Origin of the sequence: Pseudotabrizicola formosa (assembly GCF_002900965.1) — a bacterium.
Lineage (GTDB): Bacteria > Pseudomonadota > Alphaproteobacteria > Rhodobacterales > Rhodobacteraceae > Pseudotabrizicola > Pseudotabrizicola formosa.
In genome coordinates, this window is the sequence record NZ_PJOM01000001.1 from 204,933 (window position 1) to 217,314 (window position 12,382).

General features: G+C 65.9%; 13 protein-coding genes. 6 read left to right on the top strand and 7 right to left on the bottom strand.

The genetic code is table 11. From position 1 onward, the window contains the following. Nucleotides 1–15: 15 nt before the first annotated feature. From CXR43_RS01020 to CXR43_RS01030, 3 genes are read right to left on the bottom strand one after another with little or no spacing between them, the layout of a single operon-like run. Entirely contained in the window at nucleotides 16–744 is a 729-nt protein-coding gene (locus tag CXR43_RS01020) for a lysophospholipid acyltransferase family protein (RefSeq protein ID WP_435530775.1), read from the bottom strand. Next, nucleotides 744–1,640 carry a cell division protein FtsX gene (locus CXR43_RS01025; RefSeq protein WP_103332190.1) on the bottom strand — a complete coding sequence of 299 codons (897 nt, stop codon included), beginning with the start codon at nucleotides 1,638–1,640 and terminating at the stop codon, nucleotides 744–746. The genes CXR43_RS01020 and CXR43_RS01025 overlap by 1 nt, the downstream gene beginning before the upstream one ends. After that, nucleotides 1,637–2,308 carry a cell division ATP-binding protein FtsE gene (locus CXR43_RS01030; protein ID WP_103332191.1) on the bottom strand — a complete coding sequence of 224 codons (672 nt, stop codon included), beginning with the start codon at nucleotides 2,306–2,308 and terminating at the stop codon, nucleotides 1,637–1,639. The genes CXR43_RS01025 and CXR43_RS01030 overlap by 4 nt, the downstream gene beginning before the upstream one ends. Nucleotides 2,309–2,509: 201 nt before the next feature. Here CXR43_RS01030 and CXR43_RS01035 point away from each other — a divergent pair, with 201 nt between their 5' ends. Then, nucleotides 2,510–3,358 (top strand): zinc-ribbon domain-containing protein, encoded by an 849-nt coding sequence (locus CXR43_RS01035; RefSeq protein ID WP_103332192.1) that lies wholly within the window; start codon nucleotides 2,510–2,512, stop codon nucleotides 3,356–3,358. Between the two features lie 104 nt (nucleotides 3,359–3,462). Beyond that, on the top strand, nucleotides 3,463–5,466 hold the full coding sequence (locus tag CXR43_RS01040) for an NADPH-dependent 2,4-dienoyl-CoA reductase (protein ID WP_103332746.1): 2,004 nt from the start codon (nucleotides 3,463–3,465) through the stop codon (nucleotides 5,464–5,466). Here the strand turns inward: CXR43_RS01040 and CXR43_RS01045 are convergent. From CXR43_RS01045 to hisS, 4 genes are all read right to left on the bottom strand, one after another. Then, nucleotides 5,463–5,816: a hypothetical protein gene (locus CXR43_RS01045; RefSeq protein WP_103332193.1), complete on the bottom strand. Its 354-nt coding sequence runs from the start codon at nucleotides 5,814–5,816 to the stop codon at nucleotides 5,463–5,465. The genes CXR43_RS01040 and CXR43_RS01045 overlap by 4 nt on opposite strands. 64 nt (nucleotides 5,817–5,880) lie before the next feature. Then, a complete protein-coding gene (gene hisG / locus CXR43_RS01050; protein WP_103332194.1) occupies nucleotides 5,881–6,585 on the bottom strand; it encodes an ATP phosphoribosyltransferase in 705 nt (234 codons plus the stop codon). Continuing rightward, nucleotides 6,582–7,691: an ATP phosphoribosyltransferase regulatory subunit gene (locus CXR43_RS01055; protein ID WP_103332195.1), complete on the bottom strand. Its 1,110-nt coding sequence runs from the start codon at nucleotides 7,689–7,691 to the stop codon at nucleotides 6,582–6,584. The genes hisG and CXR43_RS01055 overlap by 4 nt, the downstream gene beginning before the upstream one ends. After that, a complete protein-coding gene (gene hisS, locus CXR43_RS01060; RefSeq protein WP_103332196.1) occupies nucleotides 7,691–9,166 on the bottom strand; it encodes a histidine--tRNA ligase in 1,476 nt (491 codons plus the stop codon). Before hisS ends, CXR43_RS01055 begins: the two co-directional genes overlap by 1 nt. A 77-nt stretch (nucleotides 9,167–9,243) precedes the next feature. On the opposite strand from hisS, the gene CXR43_RS01065 reads away from it, so the two are divergent. The 4 genes from CXR43_RS01065 (at nucleotide 9,244) to kdsA (ending at nucleotide 12,382) form a co-directional block, all read left to right on the top strand. Continuing rightward, complete coding sequence (locus CXR43_RS01065) at nucleotides 9,244–9,447, top strand: SlyX family protein (protein WP_103332197.1); 204 nt, start codon at nucleotides 9,244–9,246, stop codon at nucleotides 9,445–9,447. A gap of 8 nt (nucleotides 9,448–9,455) precedes the next feature. After that, nucleotides 9,456–10,505, top strand: a complete 1,050-nt coding sequence (locus tag CXR43_RS01070) for an AbrB family transcriptional regulator (protein ID WP_103332198.1) — start codon at nucleotides 9,456–9,458, stop codon at nucleotides 10,503–10,505. Between the two features lie 65 nt (nucleotides 10,506–10,570). Then, nucleotides 10,571–11,545, top strand: coding sequence for a KpsF/GutQ family sugar-phosphate isomerase (locus CXR43_RS01075; protein WP_103332199.1), 975 nt, complete (start codon nucleotides 10,571–10,573; stop codon nucleotides 11,543–11,545). A 9-nt stretch (nucleotides 11,546–11,554) separates the two neighbouring features. Then, nucleotides 11,555–12,382: a 3-deoxy-8-phosphooctulonate synthase gene (gene kdsA, locus CXR43_RS01080; protein ID WP_103332200.1), complete on the top strand. Its 828-nt coding sequence runs from the start codon at nucleotides 11,555–11,557 to the stop codon at nucleotides 12,380–12,382.

A 12,382-nucleotide genomic window follows, 5' to 3' on the forward strand; every position in this document is an offset into this window, starting at 1 on the left:
AGCGGTTCCGCGCCGTTATGATTTATGAAACCCGGCCTCAACCAGCAAAGCGTCGGAGGTGGTTTCGATATCCTGTTCCAGCCGTTTCATGAAGTCTGCCACACGCAGGCCGGGGTCTATCCGGGGCAGGAAGTGCACCACGCAGGTGCCAGGCTTGCGTAAAATGCCGCGCTTTGGCCAGAAAACGCCGATGTTGGTGGCCACGGGCACGCAGGGTTGGCCAAGTTGTTCATAAATCAGGCCTGACCCGACCTTGTAGGGCTTGTCAACGCCGGGCGCGACGCGGGTGCCTTGCGGATAGATCACCAGCTGGCCGGGATCGGCGGCGGTACGGGCAACATCGGCCTTCATCCGCGCAATCGCGGCACCGCGCTTGCCCCGGTCGACGAAGACACAGCCGATGCGCTGGGCATACTGGCCCAGGAAGGGGGCATAGATCAGCTCGCGCTTCATGATGAACTTGCCGCGCGGGATGGCGTTGAAGATCACCAGAATGTCGAAGAAACTCTGATGCTTTGCTGCGACGATCACCTCATCGCTGGGCGGCGTGCCGCGCACCTCGACCCGCAGGCCCAGCATGATGCGGGCGGTAAAGATCACCCAGCGGCAATAGGTGTGGCAGGCGGCAAAAGCGCCCGCGCGCGAAAACAGCGCCCAAGGGGCAAAGATCACGGCCAGAATAGCCATGGCCAGATACATCTGGATGTTGAACAGCAAAGACAGGATCCAGCGGATGGCAAGCATCAGGTCAACCCTTTCAGGGTGCGGAAGGCGGCAGCGCGCGTGGCGGCGAATGCCAGAATGGAAACGACGGGTGGCAGCAGCAAGGGCAACAGCCAGCCCGCACCCTCGAACCCCAGCCCGGTCAGGAAGGCACCGGCCGCGTCGGCGCGGGGCAGCAGGGCGATGCCGATCATCGCCAGAACCGTGCCGATAGCCGCCCCGGTCAAGGCGCGCAAGGTGAAGCGGCGCACAAAAGCGCGGACGATATAGGCGTCTTTGGCACCGACCAGCCGCAGCACCCGGATCACAGGCAGGTTCGCCGCGAGGGCGGAATTGGCGGCCAGTGTGATCATCGCCGCGGTCGATCCGGCGATCAGAAACAGCGACAGCGCGCCCAACAGGCGCAGCCGTTCCGCCGCCTGCGCCATCGGGCGGCGCCAGCGGGTATGATCATCGAGCACCGCACCCGGCGCTTCGGCGGCAAGCCGCAGGCGCAGGCCATCGCTGTCATAGCCGGGTGACGCTTCCGCCAGTTCGATCAGCCGGGGCAGCGGCAGGGCATCGATCGGCAGATCAGGGCCAAACCAGGGTTCCAGCAGGGCGCGCTGTTCGGCGCTGTCCAGCGCACGGGCCGAGGCGATGCCGGGTGTGGTGGACAGCAGGGCCAGCACCGCGGCCACCTGTGTGTCCAGCTGTTCCGGCGGTGCCGAAATGCGGATGGTGGCGGTGCCCGCGAGGGCAGAGGCCCAGCGGTCGGCCAGCCGCCCCGAGGCCAGGGATAGCGCCAGGGCAAACACGGCCAGAAAGGCCATGGACCCTGAGGTGAACAAGGTCAGCTGTGCCGTAAAGCCCGAGGGCGGTACGACGCGGTCTGCCTGCCGGTCGGCAGCGAGCAAAGCGGGAAGGACCAGTTTCACAGATCGGCCCCCGCAAGCTGGACCCGGCGGTTCTGGATGCGCAGCACCCGTGCCGCCAATTGCGACTTGGCCTGTCGGATCAGGTTCATGTCATGGGTGGCGATCAGGATGGTCTTGCCCATCCGGTTCAGCTCGACCAGCAGTGTCAGCAGGCGCAAGGACATCTCCCAGTCCAGATTGCCGGTGGGTTCATCGGCAAGGATCACATCGGGCGACATGATGATGGCGCGGGCAAGGGCGGCGCGCTGACGCTCCCCCCCCGAAAGTTGCGGCGGCAAGGCATCGGCCAATTTGCCCAGGCCAACCCAGTCGAGCAAGGCTGTCAGATCCTGAGCATCGCCGGTGCGGCTGGCCACCGTCAGCGGGAGCGCCACATTCGTGGCGAGGGGCAGGTGGTCCAGAAACTGGCAGTCCTGATGGACCACGCCGATGCGCCGCCGGCTGAGCGCAACATCATCGCGGGTCATCATGCGCGCGTCTCGGTCAAAGATCGACACCCGCCCTGCCGTGGGCCGCAACTCGGCATAGGCAAGTTTCAGGAACGTGGATTTCCCTGCGCCGGACGGCCCGGTCAGAAAGTGGAATGATCCCGGCGCCAGCCGCAGGCTGACATCTGACAGCAATTCCCCGCCGCCGTAGTTGAATCCCACATTCTCGAACGCGATCACTCGGTGGCCTCCCATGGCATGGCGGCAGAATTGCGCAAAGCGGAGGCGGATACAATCGCGGACGGGCAGGACAGAGCGCCCTGTGTTGCGGATGCGCCGAAGGAACAGGGGTTTGCCGTGTCCGACAAACTCTTGGCCTTGCGCCACATCGTTGCTAGTGTTTGTTAACATCCGGGAATATCCGGGAAGGGGTTTTGTGGCATGCGCCTGATCTGTCCGAACTGCGACGCCCAGTATGAGGTGGACGACAGCGCCATTCCGGACACCGGGCGTGACGTGCAATGCTCGAACTGCGGCCATGCCTGGTTTCAGACTCCGGAGAGTTCCGAAGATGATCTGACCGATGCGCTGTACCGCGAGCCCGAGCCGGAAGCCGTGCCGGATGCGCCCGCCGCCGTGGCCCAGACCGATGCGCCCGATGACGACGCCGAGGACGAGGACGGTATGGACCCCCTGCCGCCACCACGGGCGGGGGCTGCGCCGGTCCGGCGCGTCCTTGACGCGGATGTTCTGGCCATTCTGCGCGAGGAGGCCGAACTGGAGCTGGCCGCCCGCAAGGCGGAGGCTGTGGGCATCGAGGTGCAGGGAGACCTGGGGCTGCCGCCGCCGGTGTCGCCGGTGGTGGGGTCAGCCGCCGCCGCTGCGGCCGCCACCGCCGCGGCGCGGACCGAAACCGACCGGCGGATTGCCACAATGAAGGGGGAAGCGGTGCCGCAACCGCGCGCGGCGGCGCGGCGCGATCTGTTGCCGGATATTGAAGAGATCAATTCCAGTCTGCGACCCAATGATGCCTCTGGCAGCCGGGACCAGGGGCAGCACCTTGCGGGGGCGTCTTCGGGATCGGGGTTCCGTTCGGGATTTGCCCTGGCGCTGTTGCTGGCGGTTGTGATTGTGGCGCTCTATGTGATGGCCCCGCAGATTTCGGCGCAGATACCAGGCGCCGCCGATGCGATGACATCCTATGTTGCCATGATCGACTCGCTTCGCCTGTCGATTGACGGGCTGATGCGGCGCGCGACCGGGGCGCTGAACGGCCTGTCGAGCGGCTAGGCTGCGACCCTGACCGGCGGATGATCCTTGCAGATGACGCGGCGTAGCGGGTGACAAGCCTGCCGCCGATGCGGCATTCTGCGGCAAGGTTGCCGGAGGACACCATGACCACCTACCCCCATCTGCTTGCCCCGCTGGATCTGGGCCATATCCGCCTGCGCAATCGTGTGCTGATGGGGTCGATGCACACGGGGCTGGAAGAAACCGGCGACTGGGACCGGGTGGCTGCGTTCTATGCGGCGCGCGCGGCGGGGGGCGTCGGGTTGATCGTGACCGGTGGCATGGCCCCGAACCGCGAGGGCGGGGTGTTTCCGGGCGCAGCGGGGTTGTTCAACGCTGCCGACATCGCCAATCACCGCCGGGTGACAGATGCGGTGCATGCGGCGGGCGGCTTGATCGCGATGCAGATCCTGCATGCCGGGCGCTATGCCTATGGCAAGGACTGCGTGGCCCCGTCGGCGATCAAATCCCCGATCTCGCCTTTCGTGCCACAGGCCTTGGATGCGGCGGGGCTTGAAAAGCAGATTGCCGATATCGTCACTGCCGCCGCCCGTGCGCGGGAGGCGGGCTATGATGGTGTCGAGATCATGGGGTCAGAGGGATATTTTCTGAACCAGTTTCTGGTGCGCCACACCAACCGGCGCACGGATGACTGGGGCGGCAGCTATGAAAACCGCATGCGCCTGCCGGTCGAGGTGGTGCGCCGCGTGCGGCAGGCGGTGGGCCCGGATTTCATTCTGATCTACCGGATCAGCCTGATTGACCTGATCCCTGACGGTTCGACCTGGGATGAGGTGGTGGAGCTGGCAAAGCAGGTGGAGGCTGCGGGCGCCACGATGCTGAACACCGGCATCGGCTGGCACGAGGCGCGGGTGCCGACGATCGCCACATCGGTGCCGCGCGCAGCCTTTACCTGGCTGACCGCGCGGCTGCGTCCGCATGTGGGGATTCCGGTGATCACGTCGAACCGGATCAACACGCCGGGGGTTGGGGAGCAGATCCTGGCGGCGGGGCAGGCCGACATGGTGTCGATGGCGCGGCCTTTCCTGGCCGATGCCGATTTTGTCGCAAAGGCGGCGGCGGGACGCGCCGAGGAGATCGCCCCCTGCATCGCCTGCAATCAGGCCTGTCTGGACCATACGTTCAGCGGCAAACTGACCAGTTGCCTTGTCAACCCGCGCGCCTGTCATGAGACCGAACTGGTCTATGAACCGACTGAAGCGCCCAAACAGGTGGCTGTGGTCGGCGCGGGGCCTGCGGGGATGATGGCGGCGCTGGTGGCGGCGGAGCGCGGGCACCGCGTGGTGCTGTTCGACCGGGCAGATCGCGTGGGCGGGCAGCTGCATCTGGCGGCATCCGTCCCCGGCAAGGAGGAGTTTCGCGGGCTGATCGCCTGGTTCACCACCATGCTGGGCCGGTCAACGGTGGAGCTGGTGCTGGGCACAAATGTGACGGCAGAGCGTTTGGCCGGGTTTGATGCGGTGGTGATCGCCACCGGCGTCGCGCCGCGTGACCCCGGGATACCTGGGCAGGACCGGGCCTTGGGCTATCTTGAAACCTTGCAGGGGGCCGCGGTCGGCCGGCGGGTGGCGGTGGTCGGTGCCGGGGGCATCGGTTTCGATGTGGCCGAATATCTTGTGCATCAGGGGGAAAGCCCGACGGTGGATCTTGCACTGTGGCGGCGCGAATGGGGTGTGGGTGACCCGGCAGAGGTGGCCGGGGGCCTTGCGGTGCCCGCGCCCGAGGCTCCGGCACGCGAGGTCTGGCTGTTGCAGCGCAAGGCGGAAAAGCCGGGGCGGGGTCTGGGCAAGACCACCGGCTGGATTCACCGCGCGGCCCTGGCGGCCAAAGGCGTGAAGATGCTGGGCGGGGTCACCTACAGGTCGATCACCGAGGCCGGGCTGCTGATCGAGCGGGATGGGGTGGAAGAGCTGCTGCCGGTCGATGATGTGATCCTGTGTGCCGGGCAGGTGCCGGAACGCGGGCTGGCCGATGCCCTGATGGCAAACGGGATCACGCCGTATATCATCGGCGGGGCCGATGTGGCGGCAGAGCTGGATGCCAAACGCGCGATAGATCAGGGGGCTCGGCTGGCGGCGAGACTTTAATAGTTGTTGGGATTGCCGGGCAGAATGGTGCCGGTGCCTTCATCGCCGGCAGAGCCGACCCAGACCACGCTGCGGCCCGAAACCCGGACGGCCCAGCAACTTGCCGGGTTGCCATCATAGCCAAAGCACATGCGGTTCCCGTCAATCGACCATTGACCAGAATAGTCGGGCCCCCGGATCGCGCCATCGGGCGCGTAATACTCGGTAAAGCCGCCCGAGGCGACCATCGAGCCGCGCACGGTATTGCCGACAATGGCCGCACGGATCGCGTCCGCCGAGGCGAGATCCTGTGCCAGGGCCGGCAGCGGCACTAGGGCAGCAAGGCAAAGCAGACTGCGGACGGCGCGCATTGGAACCTCTTTCACATGTTCGAAGGTTAACGCAGTACACAGCGGTTTCGAAACCCCGGCAAGGTCAGGTTTTCGGCACCGTGATGTGCAGTTTTGTTGCGAGGGCATCCAGCGTTGCGCTGCTCTGCGCGGTCCACTCTGCCTTATGCGACAGGAACAGCACAGCCTGACTGGAATGGATCGCCGCGTCAGACAGCACCTTGAGATGGTTGGCACGCAGGGTCTCGCCCGAGGAGGTGATGTCGGCAATCGCCTCGGCCGTGAGGTTCTTGACCGTGCCTTCGGTCGCACCCTGCGAGTCGACCAGCTGGTAATCGGCGACGCCATGGGTGGTCAGGAAATCGCGGACCAGCCGGTGGTACTTGGTGGCGATGCGCAGGCGAAAGCCGTGGGTGCGGCGGAAGGCGGCAGCGGCGGCGTCCAGATCATCCAGCGTATCCACGTCGATCCAGGCGACCGGGACGGCGATGATCAGATCGGCATGGCCAAAGCCCAAAGGGGCCAGTTCCGCCACCTGTGACGGCCAGTCGGCCAGTTTCTCGCGCACCAGATCAGAGCCGGTGACGCCCAGGTGAATGCGCCCGGCGGCCAGTTCGCGCGGGATCTCACCCGCCGACAGCAGCACAAGTTCCACACCGTCGATGCCATCGACCTTGCCTGCGTATTCGCGTTCCGCCCCAGACAGGCGCAGTGTGACGCCCCGCGCGCCGAACCAGTCGAAGGTTTTCTCCATAAGCCGACCCTTGGACGGCACGCCGATCTTGATCATGTCTGGCTCTCCATCAGGCGGGCCATCACCCCGGCGCGGATCACGCCGCCAACGGCAGGGATGGACCTTCCCTGGCCCAGGACGGCCGTCAAGGCATCATACCGCCCGCCGCTGGCCACCGGGGGCAGGCCGGGGTCGCTGGCGTGGAAGCTGAAGACAAAACCGTCGTAATATTCCAGCGTGCTGCGGCCATGGCTTGCCTCAAACGGCAGGGCCTCGACGTCGATGCCCTGAAGCTCCAAGGCATCAAGGCGCGTGGCGAACCTGTCTACCGCCGGGATGATGGCGGGCAGCATCGGCGCGATGCCGCGCAGGTGAAGCAGGGCTGCGCGTGACGGCGCTTGCAGCGACAGCAGATCATAAAGCAGCGCGGCTTCGGGCGCGTTCAGCGGCGGGGTCTGCGCGTCTTCGGTCAGCGCCTGCACGCGGGCGGCGATCTCGGACTCGGACCGCAGGCCGGTGAAGGTACCCGCCTGCGCGATCAGCGCGGCGGGGGTGCCTTGCGCCAGACGGTGAAGCAATTGTGCGCGCGCCTCGGGCAGCGGTGCGCGACCGGAAAACCGGTCAAGCAGGGCGCGGAAGCGCCGGGGTCGCCAGATGTGGCGCAGCAAGGCCTGTTTGCGCCGCTCGGTGGTGGCAAGGCCACGCACGGCGGCCATCAGAATGCCGATATCCCCGGTCACCGGCCGCACCATCAGGCCGTGATCGGCCAGCACCTGTGCGATAAGCGCAAAGACCCGGGCGTCGGACTGTTCCGGCTGATCGCGGCGGAAAATCTCGATCCCGGCCTGATGATATTCGGACGGGCGGTCGCCCGCGTGGGTCTGCTTGCGAAACACCGGGCCGGAATAGGCATAGGTGGCGGGGTCGGCCCCGTCTGCCATGTGTTGCTGCACCACGGGCACGGTAAAGTCGGGGCGCAGCATCATTTCGCCCCGCAGCGGATCAAGCGTCACATAGGCGCGGGCGCGGATATCCTCGCCATAAAGGTCCAGCAGGGTTTCGGCGGGCAGCAGGATATCGGCCTCGACCAGCGTGGCCCCCTGTTCGGTGAACCAGGCCGCCAGACGGTCGGAAAGGCTGCGTTCCTGCCCGGGCCTGCGCATCAGTTCTGGTCCAGCATCCGGCGCACGGCGGCGACAAGGTCGCTGCGTGGGACTTCCACCTGTGCGGGGCGGTCTTTCCATTCCTCCAGCGTGGCGTTCTGCGCGATTTTTGCGCCGAGGATCAGGTCTTTGAGGATGACCGTGCTCGCGTCGGCCTCGTTCCCGCCTTGGATGATGGCGATGGGGGCGTTGCGCTTGTCGGCGTATTTGAGCTGGTTGCCGAAGTTCTTCGGGTTGCCGAGATAGGTTTCGGCGCGGATGCCGGCGGCCCGCAACTCGCCGACCATGGCCATGTAATCGGCCATGCGGTCGCGGTCCATGACGGTGACGACGACCGGGCCGGTGGTGTCGGCACTGATCCGGCCCTTTGCATGCAGGGCGGCGAGCAGGCGGTCAACGCCGATGGAAACGCCGGTGGCGGGGACGGATTGGCCGGTGAAGCGTTTCACGAGGTCATCGTAGCGGCCACCGCCAGCGACGGAGCCGAACTGGCGCTTGCGGCCCTTTTCGTCGAGGATTTCGAAAGTCAGTTCGGCTTCATAGACCGGGCCGGTGTAGTAACCCAGGCCGCGCACGACGCCGGGGTCAATCACGATGCGGTCGGGGCCATAGCCTTGGGCAGCGAGGAGCGCGGCGATCTGTTCGAGTTCGTCGACGCCTTCGCGGCCAAGGGCCGACGCGCCCACGAGGTCTCGCAATCGGGCAACGGTGTCTGCCCCCGTTTCGCGTTTTGCCGTGGTGAACCCCATCACCACGTCTGCCTGCGCATCCGACAGCCCGGCCCCTTTGGTGAAGTCGCCGGAATCATCCTTCCGGCCCTCGCCCAGCAGCGCCCGCACGCCCTCGGCCCCCAGTCGGTCGATCTTGTCGATGGCGCGCAGGACGATGCCGCGTTCGGCTTCCTTGTCGTCGCCCGACAGGCCCGCCACCTCCATCACGCCGTTCAGCACCTTGCGGTTGTTGACCTTGACCACATAGTCGCCACGCTCGATCCCCGCTGCCTCCAGCGCGTCGGCCAGCATGGCGCAGATTTCGGCGTCGGCAGCGACGGAAGGCGCGCCCACGGTATCGGCATCGCATTGATAGAACTGGCGGAATCGGCCCGGTCCGGGCTTTTCGTTGCGCCACACCGGGCCCATGGCATAGCGGCGATAGGGCGACGGCAGGTCGTTGCGGTATTGTGCGGCGACGCGGGCCAAGGGCGCTGTCAGGTCATAGCGCAGGGCCAGCCAGTCGGCCTCATCCTCCTGCCAAGCGAACACGCCTTCATTCGGGCGGTCCACGTCCGGCAGGAATTTTCCAAGCGATTCAACGGTTTCCACCGCGCTTGTTTCCAGCGGATCAAAGCCATAGCGGTGATAGACCTCGGCGATCTTGTCCAGCATGGCTTTGCGCTGCGTGACCTCGGCACCAAAGTAATCACGGAACCCCTTGGGGGTTTCGGCGCGGGGTCGGCGGATTTTCGCGTCGGACATGGCGGTTTGGCCCTTCGATCTTTGCCGGGCATCCTGTAACGGATGGGGGGGATGGCGGCAAGCGGCACGGGGTGCGGATGGTGGACCGGGTTGACGGAATCGAGGAACGGGTGGCGCATCTGCAGCGGGCGGTTGACGATCTGTCAGATGTGGTGACGGCGCAGGGCAAGGAAATTGACCGGCTGACCCGCCTGGTCGGTCTGCTGGTGGAGCGTGAGGCCGAACGCGAGGCCGGGGCGGGGGAGACCCCCGCCGCAAATGTGAGGCCGCCACATTGGTAAGCAGAGGTGTGGACTTCCCGGCGCTGGCCCTGACGCTGGCGATCGGGGCGGCGGGCGGGGTGCTGGCGGCGGCTTTGGGGCTGCCGCTGGGCTATCTGCTGGGGTCGCTGCTGGCGGTTGGGGTGACGGCGGCGATGGGCTGGCGGCCGTTTGGCCGCACTGTCACGCTGCCCATGCGGCTGCGCATGTCATTCGTGCCGGTGATCGGCGTGGCGATCGGCGGGGCCTTCACGCCGGAGGTCGCGCGCGAGGCCTTGGGCTGGGGGCCAAGCCTGCTGGCGCTGCTGGTCTTCGTGCCGGTCGCACATGGGCTGGGCTATGTGATCTTCCGACTGGGGGGGCTGGCCCGTGTGGACGCCTATTTCAGCGCGCTGCCCGGTGGGCTGATTGAAAGCGTGCAACTGGGCGAAGAGGCAGGGGCCGATGTGCGGCTGCTGACGGTGTTGCAGTTCTTGCGCCTGATCCTGACGATCATTGCGGTGCCGCTGATCTTTCTGGGGGTCACAGGGCATTCGGTGGGCTCTGCTGCCGGGGTGCAGCTCACCGGGGCTGATGTGCCGCTGACCTTGCGCGATGTGCTGGTGCTGCTGGTCTGTGGCGGATTGGGCGTCTGGCTGGGGCGGTTGTGCCGGATCCCGGCAGCCATCATCACGGGGCCGCTGATCTTGTCAGCTTTGGCGCATGTGCTGGGCTGGGTGGAAGGCGTGCCGCCGGGCTGGTTGATCGCGTTGACGCAGGTGGTGCTGGGCACCGGTCTGGGCGCGCGCTTCGTCGGGGTGACCGGGGCGATGCTGCGACGGGCCGGGCTGCTGGCGCTGCTGAACGGCGCAGCGGTGATGGCGCTGGCCTTTGGCTTTGCCTTTGGCTTGCAAGCGGTGGTGGGGCAGCCGGTTTCGGCGGTGTTTTTGGCCTTTGCGCCGGGCGGATTGGCCGAGATGAGCCTGATCGCGCTGAGCCTGAACATCAGTGCGATTTACGTGACCACGCATCATGTGGTGCGGATCGCGCTGGCGGTGTTTGCCGCGCAGATCGGGGCGCGCTGGTTTTTGAAGCACTAGGGGCGGTTCTGGACAGGCTGCGCCTTGCATGGCACTACAGGCGCGACCCAAGGAAGGCCCGCCCGATGGCTGATACGATATTGCCTGCACTGACTGCCGAGGCGCATTGCCGCGCCGCGACCCGTGTGCTGCGCGTGGAGGGCGAAGCGCTTCTGACGCTGGCAGCGGCGCTGCCGGATGATTTCGCCGGCGCAGTTGCGGCACTGCTGGATCTGAAAGGCCGTGCCGTGCTGTCCGGCATCGGCAAGTCTGGCCATGTGGCCCGCAAGATTGCGGCCACGCTGGCTTCAACCGGGACGCCCTCGCTGTTCGTGCATCCGGCCGAGGCCAGCCATGGTGATCTGGGCATGGTGACGCCCGATGACATCTGCATCCTTCTGTCGAACAGCGGCGAGACATCGGAGCTTCGCGACCTGATCGCGCATTGCGCGCGCTTTGACATTCCGCTGATCGGCATGTCGCGTGATCCGGAAAGCACGCTGATGCGGGCGGCGGATTACCGGCTGACCATTCCCGATCTGGCCGAGGCCTGTGCCATCGGCATGGCCCCCACCACCTCGACCACGCTGATGATGGGGCTGGGCGATGCGCTGGCCGTGGCGCTGATGGAGGCACGGCAGTTCGAGGCAGACCAGTTCCGCACCTATCATCCGGGCGGCAAACTGGGCGCGCAACTGACGATGGTGCGTCAGGTGATGCATGCTGCGGTGCCCTTGGTGCCAGAGGGCACGTCGATGCAAGGTGTGGTGCAGGCGATGACGGCAGGGGGGATGGGCGTGACCGGGGTGGTCGATGCCGAAGGCTTGCTGGTGGGTGTGGTCACCGATGGCGACTTGCGGCGCAATATCGTTGGCCTGCTGGACCGTACGGCGGGCGATATCGCCTCGCGCATGCCAAAGACCGTGGCCCCGCAGACGCTGGCGGCCGAGGCTCTGGCCCTTGTGAACAAGTCGAAAATCTCGGTCCTGTTTGTCTGCGAAGACGGGCGGCCGGTGGGGATTGTGCATCTGCATGATCTTTTGCGCATTGGCGTGATGTAGGGAACGAAAATGGATCAGCAAACAGTCACGGTCGGCGATATCGCAATCGGGGGACGCGCGCCGATTGCGCTGATCTCTGGCCCGTGCCAGCTGGAAAGCTCGGCCCATGCCCGGATGATCTGTGAAGGGTTGCTGGAGGCCTGTGCGCCCACGGGCACGAAGGTCATCTTCAAGGCCAGCTATGACAAGGCGAACCGGTCATCGCTGAGCACCAACCGGGGCCTGGGGATGGAGATGGGCTTGCGCATCCTGTCGGATATCCGTGCCGAATATGGCGTGCCGGTGCTGACCGATGTGCACGAGCCGGCGCATTGCGCGATTGCGGCGCAGGCGGTGGATGTGTTGCAGATCCCGGCGTTTTTGTGCCGCCAGACCGACCTGCTGTTGGCGGCGGGCGAGACCGGGCTGGCCATCAATATCAAGAAGGGGCAGTTCCTGGCCCCTTGGGATATGAAAAACGTGGCGGCCAAGGTGGAAAGCACGGGCAACCGGCGGATCATGCTGTGTGAACGCGGCACGTCCTTTGGTTACAACACGCTGGTCACCGATTTCCGGGGCCTGCCGACCATGGCAGAAACCGGTTGGCCTGTGGTGTTCGATGCCACCCATTCGGTGCAGCAACCCGGCGGGCTTGGCGGGTCTTCGGGCGGGCAGCGGCAGTTTGCACCGGTGCTGGCGCGGGCGGCCTGCGCGGTTGGGGTATCGGCGCTGTTCATCGAAACGCATGAAGACCCGGACAACGCACCCAGTGACGGGCCGAACATGATCCATCTGCACAACATGAAATCTCTGATCGGCACGCTTTGTGCCTTTGACCGTCTGGCAAAAGGGCTTTGA

Bases quoted from the DNA above. Each gene is read 5' to 3' on its own strand.
- CXR43_RS01020 (WP_435530775.1), bottom strand. From the start codon at position 744: ATGCTTGCCATCCGCTGGATCCTGTCTTTGCTGTTCAACATCCAGATG.
- CXR43_RS01035 (WP_103332192.1), top strand. From the start codon at position 2,510: ATGCGCCTGATCTGTCCGAACTGCGACGCCCAGTATGAGGTGGACGAC.
- CXR43_RS01040 (WP_103332746.1), top strand. From the start codon at position 3,463: ATGACCACCTACCCCCATCTGCTTGCCCCGCTGGATCTGGGCCATATC.
- CXR43_RS01045 (WP_103332193.1), bottom strand. From the start codon at position 5,816: ATGCGCGCCGTCCGCAGTCTGCTTTGCCTTGCTGCCCTAGTGCCGCTG.
- hisG (WP_103332194.1), bottom strand. From the start codon at position 6,585: ATGATCAAGATCGGCGTGCCGTCCAAGGGTCGGCTTATGGAGAAAACC.
- CXR43_RS01055 (WP_103332195.1), bottom strand. From the start codon at position 7,691: ATGCGCAGGCCCGGGCAGGAACGCAGCCTTTCCGACCGTCTGGCGGCC.
- hisS (WP_103332196.1), bottom strand. From the start codon at position 9,166: ATGTCCGACGCGAAAATCCGCCGACCCCGCGCCGAAACCCCCAAGGGG.
- CXR43_RS01065 (WP_103332197.1), top strand. From the start codon at position 9,244: ATGGTGGACCGGGTTGACGGAATCGAGGAACGGGTGGCGCATCTGCAG.
- CXR43_RS01075 (WP_103332199.1), top strand. From the start codon at position 10,571: ATGGCTGATACGATATTGCCTGCACTGACTGCCGAGGCGCATTGCCGC.
- kdsA (WP_103332200.1), top strand. From the start codon at position 11,555: ATGGATCAGCAAACAGTCACGGTCGGCGATATCGCAATCGGGGGACGC.